Source organism: Burkholderia orbicola, from assembly GCF_900100915.1.
Taxonomy (GTDB): Bacteria; Pseudomonadota; Gammaproteobacteria; order Burkholderiales; family Burkholderiaceae; genus Burkholderia; species Burkholderia orbicola.
Window position 1 is genome coordinate 3,082,762 of the sequence record NZ_FNKW01000001.1, and the last position, 15,723, is coordinate 3,098,484.

Sequence of the window (15,723 nt, forward strand, 5' to 3'; positions counted from 1 at the left end):
TCCCGAGGGGGATTCCGCAGGTCGTGCGGCCGGGCGGCCGCCTACGCGCATCTTACCCAACCGTGCGGCGCAACGGTGTGCCGCACGGCGGGTGGGCCGGCAACGCTCAGGCCTTGCGCGGCAGATCGGACGCCTGGATCAGGAATACGGCGTCATCGCCCGCGCTGGTGGGCAGCCACGTGAGCTCGAGGCCGCCGAACGCCGCTTCGACGTGCTCGCGCTCGTTGCCGATCTCGACGACGAGCACGCCGTCGTCATGCAGCCAGCGGTGCGCTTCGGCGACGATGCGTCGCACGATGTCCATCCCGTCGTCGCCGCCGGCGAGCGCCATCTCGGGTTCGTGCCGATATTCGGGCGGCAGCGCGGCCATCGACGCCGCGTTCACGTACGGCGGGTTCGTCAGGATCACGTCGTAGCGCGAGTCGGGATCGGTGCGGAACGCGGGCAGCGGTGCGTAGAGGTCGCCGCGGTGCAGCCCGATGCGGTCTTCGAGGCCGTAGTCGCGCACGTTGATTTCCGCGACTTCGAGCGCTTTGTCCGACAGGTCGACCGCGTCGATCTCGGCATTCGGGAACGCGCTTGCCGCGAGGATCGCGAGGCAGCCGGAGCCGGTGCACAGTTCGAGCACCGCGCCGACCTGCTCGGGATCGGCGACATACGGCTGCAGCCCGTCGTCGAGCAGTTCGCCGATGAACGAGCGCGGCACGATCACGCGTTCGTCGACGTAGAAGCGGTGGCCATGCATCCATGCTTCGTGCGTGAGGTACGCGGCCGGCACGCGGTCGGCCGCGCGTCGTTCGATCACCGCGAGCACGGCCGCGATTTCGTCGGGCAAGAGGCGCGCGTCCATGAACGGCTCGAGCGTGTCGAGCGGCAGGTCGAGCGTATGCAGCACGAGGTAGGCCGCTTCGTCGTACGCGTTGTCCGAACCGTGACCGAACGCGAGTTTTGCTTTCGAGAAGCGCGTGACCGCGTAGCGCAGCAGGTCGCGGACTGTGGCAAAAGGTGTCGTCATGCGAGGCTCCGTCAGGCGATCAGTTGTTCGAGCACGCGTCGGTACACGTTCTTCAGCGGGTCGACGAAGCGCACTTCGATGTGCTCGTCGATCTTGTGGATGCTGCCGTTCGGCGGGCCGAACTCGATCACCTGCGGGCAGATGCGCGCGATGAAGCGGCCGTCCGACGTGCCGCCCGTCGTCGACAGCTCGGCCGTGATGCCGGTCTCGGTGCGGATCGCGTTTTCGAGTGCGCCCGACAGTTCACCGCGCGGCGTGAGGAACGGCAGGCCGCTCACCGACCACTTCAGCGTGTATTCGAGGCCGTGCTTGTCGAGGATCGCGTGCACGCGGGCCTGCAGGCCTTCGACGGTGCTCGCGGTCGAGAAGCGGAAGTTGAACAGCAGGTCGGCGTGGCCGGGGATCACGTTGGTCGCGCCGGTGCCGGCGTGCAAGTTCGACACCTGCCAGGTGGTCGGCGGGAAGTATTCGTTGCCGGCGTCCCATTGCTCGGCGGCGAGCTCGGCGAGCGCCGGCGCGAGCAGGTGGATCGGATTCTTCGCGAGGTGCGGATACGCGATGTGGCCTTGCACGCCCTTGACGACCAGTTCGCCGGACATCGACCCGCGGCGGCCGTTCTTGACGACGTCGCCGAGCTCGGCCGTCGACGTCGGTTCGCCGACGATGCAGTAGTCGAGCCGTTCGCCGCGTGCCTGCAGCAGCTCGACGACCTTCACGGTGCCGTCGGTGGCCGGGCCTTCCTCGTCGCTCGTGATCAGGAACGCGATCGCGCCGCGGTGGTCCGGATGCGCCGCGACGAATTCCTCGGAGGCGACGACGAACGCCGCGAGCGACGTCTTCATGTCGGCCGCGCCGCGGCCGTACAGCTTGCCGTCGCGATGGGCAGGGACGAACGGCGGCGAGGTCCACTGTTCGAGCGGGCCGGTCGGCACGACGTCGGTGTGGCCCGCGAACGCGAGCAGCTTGCCGTCGAGGCCGTCGGTGCCGCGCTTGACGGCCCACAGGTTGGTCACGCCGTGCGACGCGATGGTCTCGCATTCGAAGCCGAGCGCGGCGAGGCGCTCGGTCATGATCTGCTGGCAGTGCTGGTCGTCGGGCGTCACGGACGCGCGGGCGATCAGCTGTTCGGTAAGGGCTAGGGTGGCGGACATGGTTCGGACCACTTTCGATAAAAAATGCCGGCGCGGTGGCCGGCAGCGACAGGGCGGCGCCCGTGGGCGCAGCGCGGGCAACCCTATGCGGCAAACAGCGCCGCGTATTGATCGGCCACGAAGCCGAGCGATTTCACGCGGCCGTTGACGACGAGCACGGGGCGCTTGATGACCGACGGCTTGTGGATCATCAGCGCGACCGCGCCGGTCTTCGTTTCGGCAGCCGCCTTCATCGCGTCGTCGAGGCCGCGCCACGTGGTGCCGCGCTTGTTCACGAGCGCGTCGAGCGACACGTCCTTCAGCCAGTCTTCGATCAGCGGCGCGCTGACGCCGAGCTTCTTGAAATCGTGGAACTCGAATTCGACGCCGTGATCGTCGAGCCACACGCGGGCCTTCTTCACGGTGTCGCAGTTCGGAATACCGTAGACGACCACGGTGTGCGGCTTTGCCATCAGTCGCCTCGCAGCAGCTCGTTCAGGCCGACCTTCGCACGCGTCTTCGCGTCGACCTTCTTGACGATCACCGCGCAGTACAGGCTGTGCGAACCGTCCTTCGACGGCAGGTTGCCTGCGACGACGACCGAGCCGGCCGGGATGCGGCCGTAGCTGACTTCGCCCGTCTCGCGATCGTAGATCTTCGTGCTCTGGCCGAGGTACACACCCATCGAGATCACCGAGTTTTCCTCGACGATCACGCCTTCGACGACTTCCGAGCGCGCGCCGATGAAGCAGTTGTCTTCGATGATGACCGGATTCGCCTGCAGCGGCTCGAGCACGCCGCCGATGCCGACGCCGCCCGACAGGTGCACGTTCTTGCCGATCTGCGCGCACGAACCGACCGTGGCCCACGTGTCGACCATCGTGCCTTCGTCGACGTACGCGCCGATGTTGGTGTACGACGGCATCAGCACGACGTTCTTCGCGATGAACGAGCCGCGGCGCGCGATGGCCGGCGGGACGACGCGGAAGCCGCCCGCGGCGAAGTCTTCGGCCGTGTAGTTCGCGAACTTCGACGGCACCTTGTCGTAGAACTGCGAGTAGCCGCCGGCCGGCATCGGCGCGTTGTCTTCCAGGCGGAACGACAGCAGCACGGCCTTCTTCAGCCACTGGTGGACCGTCCAGTTGCCGTCGATTTTCTCGGCGACGCGCAGTGCACCCTTGTCGAGTTGCTCGATCGCGTGAGCGACGGCTTCGCGGACGTCCGCGGGCGCGGCCTTCGGCGACAGCTCGGCGCGGTTTTCCCAGGCGGTATCGATGATTTGCTGAAGTTGTTGCGACATGTTCGTTTTCGCAGGAGATGGATGGAATTGATCGGGATGGACGTCTTACCGCGCGAGAGCGCGGCAGAAATCGACGATGCGTTGCGCGCCCTCGACGCATTCGGGGGTGCCCGCGACGAGCGCGATCCGGATGAAATCGCGGCCCGGGTTCGTGCCGTGCGCATCGCGCGCCAGGTACGAGCCGGGCAGAACCGTCACATTATAGTCGGCGTACAGGCGGCGGGCGAACTCGGTGTCCGACAGGCCGGTGCGCGACACGTTGGCCCACAGGTAGAACGCGGCGTCGGGCAGCTTCACGTCGATCACGTCGGCGAGCATCGGCGTGACCGTGTTGAACTTCTGCAGGTACAGCGCGCGGTTCTCGCGCACGTGCGCCTCGTCGTTCCATGCGGCGATGCTCGCGTGCTGCCAGACCGGCGACAGCGCGGCGCCGTGGTACGTGCGGTACAGCAGGAATTTCTTGAGCAGCGCGGCGTCGCCGGCGACGAAGCCCGAGCGCATGCCCGGCACGTTCGAGCGCTTCGACAGGCTGGAGAGCATCACGAGCCGCTCGAAGCCGCGGCCGAGGCGGTGCGCGGCCTCAAGGCCGCCGAGCGGCGGCGCCGCTTCGTCGAAATAGATCTCGGAATAGCACTCGTCGGACGCGATCACGAAACCGTGGCGGTCCGACAGCGCGAACAGCTCGCGCCAGTCGTCGAGCGTCAGCACGGCACCCGTCGGGTTGCCGGGCGAGCACACGTACAGCAGCTGCGTGCGCGCCCACACGTCGTCGGGCACGGCCGCGTAGTCGCACGCGAAGTTGCGGGCCGGGTCGCTGTTCGCGAAATAGGGTTCGGCACCGGCGAGCAGTGCCGCGCCTTCGTAAATTTGATAGAAAGGATTCGGACAGAGTACGATCGCCTTCTTGCCGTCTGCGGACGGCCGTGCATCGATCACCGTCTGCGCGAGCGAGAACAGCGCTTCGCGCGAGCCCGACACCGGCAGCACCTGCGTGGCCGGATCGATCGCCGGCAACCCGTAGCGGCGCTCGAGCCAGTGCGCGATCGACGTGCGCAGCGCGTCCGAGCCGGCCGTGGCCGGGTACGACGCGAGCCCGTCGAGCGCGGCCACCACGGCGTCGCGGATCAGCGCCGGCGTCGCGTGTTTGGGCTCGCCGATGCCGAAGCTGATCGGTTTGAGGTCGCCGGAAGGCGTCACGTCCTTGAACAGGGCGCGCAGCTTTTCGAAGGGATAGGGCTGGAGCGAGTCGAGTCGAGGGTTCACGGGCGAAGCGGCCATCGCGGCCGGTTGGAGCGAAAGAAGCGGCGGGCGCGCCGCGCGGCTGCGAACGGGCGCCGGGGCGCGCGGCTCGCAGCGGACGATTATAGCGTGACGCAATGCGGTCACGGCCTGCCGGAGCGGCGGCCGGGCCGGTCGAATAAAGGGTATCGAACCAAATGAACAACGCGGTACGCGGCAGCCTGCCGACGCTGGCCATCCTGATCGGCGCGTCGGTATGGGGCCTGATCTGGTATCCGCTGCGGATTCTCGCGTCGCTCGGCGTGACGGGCACGCTGGCCAGCGCGCTGACGAGCCTCGTCGCCTTCCTGTTCGTGATCGTCGCGCGGCACCGCACGATCGCGACGCTGCGCTGGCACTGGGTGCTGCCGGGCATCGCGGTGACGGCCGGCGTGACGAATCTCGGGTTCGTATGGGGCACGATCCACGGCGAGGTGCTGCGCGTGATGCTGCTGTTCTACCTGACGCCGGCCTGGACCGCGATCTACGCGCACTTCCTGCTGCGCGAGCGGCTGACCTGGGCCGGCGCGGGGCTCGCGGCGCTGTCGATCGGCGGCGCGATGCTGATGCTGTGGTCGCCGGCGCTCGGCTTGCCGCTGCCGGCCAACCCGGCCGAATGGGCTGGTCTCGCGGCCGGGCTGAGCTTCGCGATGAGCAACGTGCTGGTGATCAAGGCGAGCCGCGAGCTGCCCGACATGCGCGCGGAAATGCGCACCGCGACGCTGTTCGGCGGCGCGGCCGTGTTCGGCGCGATCGCGTCGCTGTTCGAAGGGCTGCCGGCCGCGCCGGCGAGCGGCCAACTGGGCGTGGCCGCACTGATCATCGCGGCGATCGGCGTGACGATGGCGTCGAACAACCTGCTCGTGCAGTACGGTCTCGCGCGCGTGCCGGCGAACCGCGCGTCGATCATCATGCTGTTCGAGATCGTGATCACCGCGCTGTCGGCGTGGGTGTTCGCGAATGAGTTGCCGAGCGCGCGCGAGTGGGCGGGCGGCGCGTGCATCGTGCTCGCGACGTTGCTGTCGAGTCGGGTCCATCGTGCCGCGCCGGCACCGGACAAACCCGGCGACGGTCGGGACGGCGCACGCGCGATGGTATGATGGAAGCCGTTTGCGGGGCCCAACGCTGGATGCGCGCGGCCCCGTTTTTGAATTCCGGGGCGCGTGGCGCGCAGGGGCTCTCCGGCCCTGCGCCGTGCGGCCCCGTCCGTTTCACACCTTCTTCACATCCGATACCGCCGTGCGTCTGAGCTCGATCAAACTCGCTGGCTTCAAATCCTTCGTCGATCCCACGCATTTCCAGGTTCCGGGCCAGCTTGTCGGCGTGGTCGGCCCGAACGGATGCGGCAAGTCCAACATCATCGATGCCGTGCGCTGGGTGCTCGGCGAGTCGCGCGCCTCCGAGCTGCGCGGCGAATCGATGCAGGACGTGATCTTCAACGGTTCGACCGCCCGCAAGCCCGGCAGCCGGGCCAGCGTCGAACTGATCTTCGACAACTCCGACGGCCGCGCGGCCGGGCAGTGGGGCCAGTACGGCGAAATCGCCGTCAAGCGCGTGCTGACGCGCGACGGCACGTCGAGCTACTACATCAACAACCTGCCGGCGCGCCGCCGCGATATCCAGGACATCTTCCTCGGTACCGGCCTCGGGCCGCGTGCATACGCGATCATCGGGCAGGGCATGATCGCGCGGATCATCGAGGCGAAGCCGGAAGAGCTGCGCGTGTTCCTCGAGGAAGCCGCCGGCGTGTCGAAGTACAAGGAACGTCGCCGCGAAACCGAGAACCGCCTGCACGACACGCGCGAGAACCTGACGCGCGTCGAGGACATCGTGCGCGAACTCGGCGCGAACCTCGAAAAGCTCGAGGCGCAGGCGGTGGTCGCGACCAAGTACAAGGAACTCGTCGCCGACGGCGAGGAGAAGCAGCGCCTGTTGTGGCTGCTGCGCAAGAACGAGGCCGCCGGCGAGCAGCAGAAGCAGCAGCGCGCGATCGAACAGGCGCAGATCGACCTCGAGGCGCAGACGGCGAAACTGCGCGAAGTCGAGGCGCAGCTCGAGACGCTGCGCGTCGCGCACTATTCGGCGAGCGACGCGATGCAGGGCGCGCAGGGTGCGCTCTACGAGGCGAACGCCGAGGTGAGCCGCCTCGAAGCCGAGATCAAGTTCATCGTCGAATCGCGTAATCGCGTGCAGGCGCAGATCGCCGCGCTGAACGCGCAGCGCGAGCAGTGGCGCGCGCAGGCCGAGAAGTCGCAGGACGAGCTCGAGGAAGCCGAAGAGGCGCGCGCGATGGCCGACGAGAAGGCCGCGCTCGCCGAAGACAACGCGGCCGCGAAGCACGATGCGCTGCCGGCGCTCGAAGCGAAGTGGCGCGACGCGCAGGCGCAGCTCAACGACGAGCGCGCGCGGATCGCGCAGACGGAGCAGTCGCTGAAGCTCGAGGCCGCGCACCAGCGCAACGCCGATCAGCAGCTCCAGCAGCTTCAGCAGCGTCACGAGCGCCTGAAGAGCGAAGCGGGCGGGCTCGACGCGCCGGACGAAACGCAGCTCGAAGAGCTGCGCATGCAGCTGGCCGAGCAGGAAGAGATTCTCGCTGAAGCGCAGGCGCGCCTCGCCGACGCGCAGGAAACGGTGCCGCGCCTCGACGGCGAGCGCCGCGCCGCGCAGGAGCGCGTGCAGGCCGAAGCCGCGCAGATCCACCAGCTCGAAGCGCGCCTCGCCGCGCTGAAGCAGTTGCAGGAAAACGTGCAGACTGAAGGCAAGATCCAGCCGTGGCTCGACAAGCACGAGCTCGGCGCGCTGCCGCGTCTGTGGAAGAAGCTGCACGTCGAGGCCGGCTGGGAAGCGGCGCTCGAGGCCGTGCTGCGCGAGCGTCTCGCCGCGCTCGAAGTATCGAATCTCGACTGGGTGAAGGCATTCGCGACCGATGCGCCGCCCGCGAAGCTCGCGTTCTACGCGCCGCCCGCGGCCGGCGAGCCGCTCGCCGCGGTGGCCGGGCTGCGGCCGGTGCTGTCGCTCGTGCGCATCGACGACGCAGGCATCCGCGCGGTGCTGAACGACTGGCTCGGCAACGTGTACGTGGCCGACGACGTCGCGCAGGCGCTCGCGACGCGCACGCAGTTGCCGGCAGGCGGCGCGTTCGTCGTCAAGGCCGGCCATATCGTCACGCGCGTCGGCGTGCAGCTGTACGCCGCCGATTCGGAGCAGGCCGGGATGCTGGCCCGCCAGCAGGAAATCGAAAACCTGGCGCGCCAGGTGCGGGCGCAGGCGCTGCTCGCCGACGAGGCGCGCACGGCTGCCGTGCGGGCGGAAGCCGCACACACGCAGGCCACGCAGGCGCTTGGCGACGTGCGCGCGCAGGCCGAACGCGCGACGCAGCGCGTGCATGCGCTGCAGATGGACGTGCTCAAGCTCGCCCAGGCGCACGAACGCTATACGCAGCGCAGCACGCAGATCCGCGAGGAACTCGAGGAAATCGGCGCGCAGATCGAGGAGCAGCGTGCATTGCGCGCGGAGTCGGAAGCGAATTTCGAGCGCTTCGACGGCGAGCTCGCCGAACTGCAGGCGCGCTTCGAGGACGACCAGCTCGCGTTCGAGTCGCTCGACGAATCGCTGACGCAGGCGCGTCAGGAAGCGCGCGACCTGGAGCGCGGCGCGAACGACGCGCGCTTCGCCGCCCGCAACGCGGTGACCCGGATCGACGAGCTCAAGCGCACGATCCAGGTCGCGCACGAGCAGAGCGAGCGCGTCGCCGCGTCGCTGGAAGACGCGCGCGCCGAACTCGAGACGATCAACGAGCAAACCGCGCACACGGGCCTGCAGGACGCGCTCGAAATTCGCGCGGCGAAGGAAGAAGCGCTGCAGGCCGCGCGGATCGAGCTCGACGACCTGACCGCGAAGCTGCGCGCGTCGGACGAGCAACGGCTCGTCGCCGAGCGTTCGCTGCAACCGCTGCGCGACCGCATCACCGAACTGCAGCTGAAGGAGCAGGCCGCGCGCCTGGCCGTCGAGCAGTTCGCCGAGCAGCTCGCAGCCGCCGAGGTCGACGAAACCGCGCTGGCCGCGAAGCTGACGCCGGATCTCAAGCCGTCGTACCTGCAGGGCGAAGTCACGCGCCTGAACAACGCGATCAACGCGCTCGGCCCGGTGAACATGGCCGCGCTCGACGAGCTGAAGGCCGCGAGCGAGCGCAAGGTGTTCCTCGACGCGCAATCGGCCGACCTGATCGACGCGATCACGACGCTCGAGGACGCGATCCACAAGATCGACCAGGAAACCCGCACGCTGCTGCAGGGCACCTTCGACGAGGTCAACCGTCATTTCAGCGACCTGTTCCCGCGCCTGTTCGGCGGCGGCCAGGCGAAGCTGATCATGACGGGCGACGAGATTCTCGATGCCGGCGTGCAGGTGATGGCGCAGCCGCCGGGCAAGAAGAACGCGACGATTCACCTGCTGTCGGGCGGCGAGAAGGCGCTGACCGCGACCGCGCTCGTGTTCGCGATGTTCCAGTTGAACCCGGCGCCGTTCTGTCTGCTCGACGAGGTCGACGCGCCGCTGGACGATGCGAACACCGAGCGTTTCGCGAATCTCGTGCGCGCGATGTCGGACAAGACGCAGTTCCTGTTCATCTCGCACAACAAGATCGCGATGGAAATGGCGCAGCAGCTGATCGGCGTGACGATGCAGGAGCAGGGCGTGTCGCGGATCGTGGCGGTGGACATGGAAACCGCCGCGGGTTTTGCCCAGAATTGACGTTTGACGAAACCGGACCGCGTTCGCGCGGCGCACGAGCGCCCGTTCGCGGTCCCGACGAAAAAGAATTGCTGATGGAGCGTGCATGGACGAGTTGACACTCGGTTTGATCGGCGCGGGCGCTGTCGTGGTGGGCGGCGTCGTGGTCTACAACGCATGGCAGGGCGCGAAAGTGCGGCGCAGGATGCCGCGCCCGATGCCGGAGGAAGCGGCCGAGGCGATGAACCGCCCCGAGCGCGACGAAGAGTTGCCGTTCATCGAACCGGTGCGTCAGCCGGTGCGCCGCGAGCCCGCGGCACCGGTCGCGGCGGCGCCGGCGGCTGCGGCCGACGCCGCGCGCGTCGAGCCGACGTTCGGCGGGGCCGGGAGCGGCGCGGCGCCGGCCGATACGCCGGCCGACCTGCAGGCCGAGGCGACGGGCGTCGACACGTCGGCCGAATCGACCGAACCGGTTGCCGGTGAAGAAGCCGTGCCCGCCGCCGCACACGAAGCGGCGGCCGAACAGGCCGAGCCGACCGAACCGGTGATGCCGGCCGCGACGACGGTCTCGTCGGCGCCGCCTGCGATCGTCGACCGCCGGATCGACTGCATCGTGCCGATCCGCCTCAACGGTCCGCTGCCGGGCGACAAGATCCTGCCGGTCGCGCAGCGGCTGCGCCGCGCGGGCAGCAAGCCCGTGCACATCGAAGGCAAGCCGGAAGGCGGCCAGTGGGAACTGCTGCAGAACGGCGTGCGCTACGAAGAACTGCGCGCGGCCGCCCAGCTCGCGAACCGCAGCGGCGCGCTGAACGAGCTCGAATTCTCCGAATTCGTGACGGGCGTCCAGCAGTTCGCGGACGCGATCGACGGCGCGCCGGAATTCCCGGACATGATGGAAACGGTCGCGATGGCGCGCGAGCTCGACGCGTTTGCCGCGCAGTGCGACGCGCAACTGTCGATCAACGTGATGTCGGACGGTGCGCCGTGGTCGGCGAACTACGTGCAGGCGGTCGCGTCGCAGGACGGGCTGCTGCTGTCGCGCGACGGCACGCGCTTCGTGAAGCTCGACGCGAAGCAGAACCCGGTATTCATGCTGCAGTTCGGGGATACCAACTTCCTGCGCGACGACCTGACGTACAAGGGCGGCAACATGATCACGCTGGTGCTCGACGTGCCGGTGGCGGAAGAGGACATCCTGCCGTTCCGGCTGATGTGCGATTACGCGAAGTCGCTGTCCGAGCGGATCGGCGCACGCGTCGTCGACGATTCGCGCCGGCCGCTGCCGGAGTCGACGCTGGTCGCGATCGACCAGCAACTGATGAAGCTGTACGCGAAGCTCGAGGAAGCCGGCATCCCGGCCGGTTCGCCGATCACGCGCCGCCTATTCAGCCAGTAACGCGGTGGCGCGGGCGACGGTCGTGGGCGCCGTCGTCCGTCGCTGCGGCGCGCACCGTTTCGTGTGCGCTGCAGCACGTCATCCGGCCCGCATTGCGTGCCCCGCTGTGGCGTCAAACTGAGATAATCGGGTATCCGATTTTTCCCAGAACGACTCTGCCGCCAGCATGGCCCGAACCCAAGCCGAACCGCCAGCCAGCCAGCCCGACGCGCGCGCCGCGTGGCTGCGCGACCAACTCGAGCGGGCGAACTACGCCTATTACGTGCTCGACCAGCCGGATCTGCCCGACGCCGAATACGACCGGCTGTTCCGCGAGCTGCAGCAGCTCGAAACCGACCATCCCGAACTCGTGACACCCGATTCGCCGACGCAGCGTGTCGGCGGCGAAGCGGCCGGCGGTTTCACGCCGGTCGTCCACGATGCGCCGATGCTATCGCTGAACAACGGCTTTGCCGACGAGGACATCGTCGCGTTCGACAAGCGCGTCGCCGACGCGCTCGCCAAGACGACCGATCTCGCCGGCTCGGTGACCGACCCCGTCGAATATGCGTGCGAACTGAAGTTCGACGGCCTGGCGATCTCGCTGCGCTACGAGCAAGGCGTGTTCGTGCAGGCCGCGACGCGCGGCGACGGGACGACGGGCGAGGACGTGACCGAGAACGTGCGCACGATCCGCTCGATTCCGCTGAAGCTGAAGGGCAAGCACGTGCCGGCGGTGCTCGACGTACGCGGCGAGGTGCTGATGTTCAAGCGCGATTTCGCACGCCTGAACGAACGCCAGCGCGCGGCCGAGCAGCGCGAATTCGCGAACCCGCGCAACGCGGCGGCCGGCAGCCTGCGCCAGCTCGACTCGAAGATCACCGCGCAGCGGCCGCTGTCGTTCTTCGCGTACGGGATCGGCGTGCTCGACGGGATGCCGATGCCCGACACGCACAGCGCGCTGCTCGACTGGTACGAGTCGCTCGGCCTGCCGGTGAATCGCGAGCGCGCGGTCGTGCACGGCGCCGAAGGCTTGCTCGACTTCTTCCGCAAGGTCGGCGAGAAGCGCGAGTCGCTGCCGTACGACATCGACGGCGTCGTCTACAAGGTCAACCGGCGCGACGAGCAGGAGCGGCTCGGCTTCGTGTCGCGTGCGCCGCGCTTCGCGCTCGCGCACAAGTTCCCCGCGCAGGAAGCGCTGACGAAGCTCGTCGCGATCGACGTGCAGGTCGGCCGCACCGGTGCGATCACGCCGGTCGCGCGTCTCGAGCCGGTGTTCGTCGGCGGCGCGACCGTGACCAATGCGACGCTGCACAACGAGGACGAGGTGCGCCGCAAGGACATCCGGATCGGCGACACCGTGATCGTGCGCCGCGCGGGCGACGTGATTCCGGAAGTCGTCGGCGCGCTGCTCGACCGGCGCCCGGCGGATGCGGCCGAATTCGTGATGCCGACCGAATGCCCGGTGTGCGGCTCGAAGATCGAGCGCCTGCCGGACGAGGCGATCGCGCGCTGCACGGGCGGGCTGTTCTGCCCGGCGCAGCGCAAGCAGGCGCTGTGGCATTTCGCGCAACGCCGCGCGCTCGACATCGACGGCCTCGGCGAGAAGATCATCGACCAGCTCGTCGAGCTGAATCTCGTGCGCACGCCGGCCGACCTGTTCAATCTGGGCTTCGCGACGCTGGCCGAACTCGACCGGTTCGCCGAGAAGTCCGCGCAGAACCTGATCGATTCGCTCGAGAAGGCCAAGCATACGACGCTCGCGCGCTTCATCTACGGGCTCGGTATCCGCCATGTCGGCGAATCGACCGCGAAGGATCTCGCGAAGCATTTCGGCTCGCTGACGCCGATCATGGACGCGTCGATCGAGGAACTACTCGAAGTCAACGACGTCGGGCCGATCGTGGCCGAGTCGATTCACCAGTTCTTCGCGGAGGAACACAACCGGACCGTGATCGAGCAGTTGCGCGCGCCGGGCAAGGTCACGTGGCCGGAAGGGCCGCCCGCGCCGAAGGCGCCGCAGGGCGTGCTGGCCGGCAAGACGGTCGTGCTGACGGGCACGCTGCCGAATCTCACGCGCGATGCGGCGAAGGAGATGCTCGAAGCGGCCGGCGCCAAGGTGGCCGGCTCGGTATCGAAGAAGACGGATTACGTGGTCGCGGGCGCCGAAGCCGGCAGCAAGCTCGCGAAGGCCGAGGAACTCGGCATCCCCGTGCTGGACGAAGACGGTCTGCACCAACTCCTGGAGGGCAATACGCCATGATTCGCGAGATCCTGAAGATGGGCGATCCGCGCCTGCTCGAAATCGCCCAGCCGGTCGAGCGGTTCGATACACCCGAGCTGCACGAGATCGTCGCGGACATGTTCGAGACGATGCACCACGCGAACGGCGCGGGGCTCGCCGCGCCGCAGATCGGCATCGGGCTGCAGATCATCATCTTCGGCTTCGGCAACAACAACCGCTACCCGGATGCGCCGCCGGTGCCGGAGACCGTGCTGATCAACCCGAAGGTCGAGTACCTGCCGCCGGAGATGGAGGAGGGCTGGGAAGGCTGCCTGTCGGTGCCGGGCATGCGCGGCGTCGTCAGCCGTTACGCGAAGGTGCGCTACAGCGGCTTCGACCAGTTCGGCCAGAAGATCGATCGCGTCGCCGAGGGGTTCCATGCGCGTGTGGTCCAGCATGAGTACGATCACCTGATCGGCAAGCTGTATCCGATGCGGATCACCGATTTCACGCGCTTCGGTTTCACCGAGGTGCTGTTCCCCGGGCTCGATCCGGCCGACGACGACTGATCGTCCGCGCTTCTGCGAAAAAGAAAAAGCCCGCTTGAGCGGGCTTTTTCATTGGATCGCGCACCGGGTGCGCCTGAGGTCAGAACGTCTCGTCGGCGGACAGATAGCGCCATTGGCCTTGCGGTAGCGCGCCGAGCATCACGCGCCCCATGCGCACGCGTTTCAGGCCGATCACGTCGAGGCCGACCAGTTCGCACATGCGGCGGATCTGGCGCTTCTTGCCTTCACGCAGCACGAAGCGCAACTGCTCGCCGTTCTGCCAGCTCACCAGCGCGGGCTTCAGCGCGACGCCGTCGAGCTCGAGGCCGTGGCGCAGCTTCGCGAGCGATTCCGCCGGGAAGTGCTGGTCGATGTCGATCAGTCGTTCGCCGAAGCGCACGCGCACCAGGTATTCCTTGTCGATGTCCGACTGTTCGCCGATCAACTGCTTCGCGATCACGCCGTTTTGCGTCAGCACGAGCAGGCCGGTGGAGTCGATGTCGAGACGGCCGGCCGGTGCGAGTGCATGCAGGTGCTGCGGCGAGAAGCGCACCGGCGAATGGTCGCCGCTCCAGCGGTTCGCGCGCGTGATCAGCACGGCCGCCGGCTCGTAGCCGTCTTCCGCCTGACCCGACACGTAGCCGACCGGCTTGTGCAGCAGGATCGTCACTTGCGCGGCCTGCGCGGCGCTCGCACGCTCGTCGATCTCGATCTTCTGGTCGGCGCGCACCTTGGTGCCGAGCGTGTCGATGCGTTCGCCGTCGACGAGCACCCAGCCCTTTTCGATCCATTCGTCGGCTTCGCGGCGCGAGCACATGCCGAGTTCGGACATCCGCTTCGACAGGCGCATCAGGCCCGTTTCGTCGCCGTAGTCGACGTCGGCCGCCGCGCGCTTGACGGGTTGCGCGGTCTTCACCGCGCCGAACGAACGGCGCTCGCCGTCGCGCGCGGGGCGGGCCGGACGGTCGCCGAAGCTGCGCTTCGCGCCATCGCCGGCGGGCTTGTCGCGGTAGGACGGGCGCTTGCTGTCGTCACCGCCTGCTGCGCGGCGCGGACGTGCATCGTCGTCGCTGCGGCGCGGCGGACGATCGGACGACGTGCGGCGGTCGCCGAAGCTGCGCTTTGCGCCTTCGCCGGATGCGTTGTCGCGATAGGACGGGCGCTTGCCTTCATCAGTGCCCGCGCGGCGCGGACGTGCATCGTCATCACGGCGCGGCGGACGATCGGACGACGTGCGGCGGTCGCCGAAGCTGCGTTTTGCGCCTTCGCCGGATGCGTTGTCGCGATAGGACGGGCGCTTGCCTTCATCAGTGCCCGCGCGGCGCGGACGTGCATCGTCATCACGGCGCGGCGGACGATCGGACGACGGACGGCGGTCGCCGAAGCTGCGCTTCGCGCCTTCGCCGGATGCGTTGTCACGATAGGACGGGCGCTTGCCTTCATCGGCGCCCGTGCGACGCGGACGCGCATCGTCGTCACGGCGCGGCGGACGGTCGGACGCCGTGCGACGGTCGCCGAAGCTGCGCTTCGCACCTTCACCGGCTGCATTGTCGCGATACGACGGGCGCTTGCCTTCGTCGGCACCTGCGCGGCGCGGACGTGCATCGTCATCACGGCGCGGCGGACGATCGGACGACGTGCGGCGGTCGCCGAAGCTGCGCTTCGCGCCTTCGCCGGATGCGTTATCGCGATAGGGCGCGCGCGTGCTGCCTTCGCCACTCGCGCGACGCGGACGTGCATCGTCATCGCGGCGAGCCGGACGATCGGACGATGTGCGTCGATCGCCAAAACTGCGCTTCGCACCTTCACCGGCCGCGTTCTCGCGATACGGCGCGCGCGCGCCACGCTCGGCACCGCCGTCACGCGGTGCGCGCTTGGCCGGTGCGCGATCCGCGCCCGGACGCTCGGCGCCGGCCGCACCGCGCGGCTTGAACGAGCGCTCGCCGGTGGCGGCGGCCGCAGCGGGCGCCTTCTTCGGGCGGGTCGGCTTGTCCCCCGCGGGCGGCGCGGCGGGGCGCACCGCCTTGCGGGCGACGAGGCTGCCGGAGCGGACAGGGGCGCGAGTCGGCGACGCCGGCTTCGGATTCTTGACGGTTAATTTGGTGCGCATAAACGCTGGGAT

11 protein-coding genes are annotated in these 15,723 nt (G+C 68.5%); 5 read left to right on the forward strand and 6 right to left on the reverse strand.

Annotation, left to right across the window (positions count from 1 at the left end):
• Window positions 1-106 precede the first annotated feature (106 nt).
• The 5 genes from prmB to dapC form a co-directional block, all read right to left on the reverse strand.
• Window positions 107-1,015, reverse strand: a complete 909-nt coding sequence (gene prmB / locus BLS50_RS14765; protein WP_006478476.1) for a 50S ribosomal protein L3 N(5)-glutamine methyltransferase — start codon at window positions 1,013-1,015, stop codon at window positions 107-109.
• An 11-nt stretch (window positions 1,016-1,026) separates the two neighbouring features.
• Window positions 1,027-2,166, reverse strand: coding sequence for a succinyl-diaminopimelate desuccinylase (dapE, locus tag BLS50_RS14770; protein ID WP_074802511.1), 1,140 nt, complete (start codon window positions 2,164-2,166; stop codon window positions 1,027-1,029).
• 83 nt (window positions 2,167-2,249) lie between these two features.
• On the reverse strand, window positions 2,250-2,618 hold the full coding sequence (locus BLS50_RS14775; RefSeq protein ID WP_006478478.1) for an ArsC family reductase: 369 nt from the start codon (window positions 2,616-2,618) through the stop codon (window positions 2,250-2,252).
• On the reverse strand, window positions 2,618-3,445 hold the full coding sequence (gene dapD, locus BLS50_RS14780; protein WP_006478479.1) for a 2,3,4,5-tetrahydropyridine-2,6-dicarboxylate N-succinyltransferase: 828 nt from the start codon (window positions 3,443-3,445) through the stop codon (window positions 2,618-2,620). The genes BLS50_RS14775 and dapD overlap by 1 nt, the downstream gene beginning before the upstream one ends.
• A 45-nt stretch (window positions 3,446-3,490) precedes the next feature.
• On the reverse strand, window positions 3,491-4,723 hold the full coding sequence (dapC, locus tag BLS50_RS14785; protein WP_011549532.1) for a succinyldiaminopimelate transaminase: 1,233 nt from the start codon (window positions 4,721-4,723) through the stop codon (window positions 3,491-3,493).
• A 158-nt stretch (window positions 4,724-4,881) separates the two neighbouring features.
• On the opposite strand from dapC, the gene BLS50_RS14790 reads away from it, so the two are divergent.
• From BLS50_RS14790 to def, 5 genes are all read left to right on the forward strand, one after another.
• Window positions 4,882-5,823 (forward strand): DMT family transporter, encoded by a 942-nt coding sequence (locus BLS50_RS14790; RefSeq protein ID WP_074802512.1) that lies wholly within the window; start codon window positions 4,882-4,884, stop codon window positions 5,821-5,823.
• 139 nt (window positions 5,824-5,962) lie between these two features.
• On the forward strand, window positions 5,963-9,475 hold the full coding sequence (gene smc, locus BLS50_RS14795) for a chromosome segregation protein SMC (protein ID WP_074802513.1): 3,513 nt from the start codon (window positions 5,963-5,965) through the stop codon (window positions 9,473-9,475).
• A gap of 85 nt (window positions 9,476-9,560) precedes the next feature.
• Entirely contained in the window at window positions 9,561-10,850 is a 1,290-nt protein-coding gene (locus BLS50_RS14800; RefSeq protein ID WP_074802514.1) for a cell division protein ZipA C-terminal FtsZ-binding domain-containing protein, read from the forward strand.
• Between the two features lie 166 nt (window positions 10,851-11,016).
• The gene (gene ligA, locus BLS50_RS14805) at window positions 11,017-13,092 is read left to right on the forward strand and encodes an NAD-dependent DNA ligase LigA (RefSeq protein ID WP_074802515.1); all 2,076 of its coding nucleotides are present in this window, start codon (window positions 11,017-11,019) and stop codon (window positions 13,090-13,092) included.
• Window positions 13,089-13,622: a peptide deformylase gene (def, locus tag BLS50_RS14810; RefSeq protein ID WP_006478485.1), complete on the forward strand. Its 534-nt coding sequence runs from the start codon at window positions 13,089-13,091 to the stop codon at window positions 13,620-13,622. Before ligA ends, def begins: the two co-directional genes overlap by 4 nt.
• A 79-nt stretch (window positions 13,623-13,701) precedes the next feature.
• On the opposite strand, the gene BLS50_RS14815 is transcribed toward def, so the two are convergent.
• Window positions 13,702-15,711: a pseudouridine synthase gene (locus BLS50_RS14815; RefSeq protein WP_074802516.1), complete on the reverse strand. Its 2,010-nt coding sequence runs from the start codon at window positions 15,709-15,711 to the stop codon at window positions 13,702-13,704.
• Window positions 15,712-15,723: the final 12 nt, after the last annotated feature.

What these genes read in the sequence shown, in the direction of transcription:
- prmB (WP_006478476.1), bottom strand. Translation starts at nt 1,015, where the DNA reads ATGACGACACCTTTTGCCACAGTCCGCGACCTGCTGCGCTACGCGGTC.
- dapE (WP_074802511.1), bottom strand. Translation starts at nt 2,166, where the DNA reads ATGTCCGCCACCCTAGCCCTTACCGAACAGCTGATCGCCCGCGCGTCC.
- BLS50_RS14775 (WP_006478478.1), bottom strand. Translation starts at nt 2,618, where the DNA reads ATGGCAAAGCCGCACACCGTGGTCGTCTACGGTATTCCGAACTGCGAC.
- dapD (WP_006478479.1), bottom strand. Translation starts at nt 3,445, where the DNA reads ATGTCGCAACAACTTCAGCAAATCATCGATACCGCCTGGGAAAACCGC.
- dapC (WP_011549532.1), bottom strand. Translation starts at nt 4,723, where the DNA reads ATGGCCGCTTCGCCCGTGAACCCTCGACTCGACTCGCTCCAGCCCTAT.
- BLS50_RS14790 (WP_074802512.1), top strand. Translation starts at nt 4,882, where the DNA reads ATGAACAACGCGGTACGCGGCAGCCTGCCGACGCTGGCCATCCTGATC.
- BLS50_RS14800 (WP_074802514.1), top strand. Translation starts at nt 9,561, where the DNA reads ATGGACGAGTTGACACTCGGTTTGATCGGCGCGGGCGCTGTCGTGGTG.
- ligA (WP_074802515.1), top strand. Translation starts at nt 11,017, where the DNA reads ATGGCCCGAACCCAAGCCGAACCGCCAGCCAGCCAGCCCGACGCGCGC.
- def (WP_006478485.1), top strand. Translation starts at nt 13,089, where the DNA reads ATGATTCGCGAGATCCTGAAGATGGGCGATCCGCGCCTGCTCGAAATC.
- BLS50_RS14815 (WP_074802516.1), bottom strand. Translation starts at nt 15,711, where the DNA reads ATGCGCACCAAATTAACCGTCAAGAATCCGAAGCCGGCGTCGCCGACT.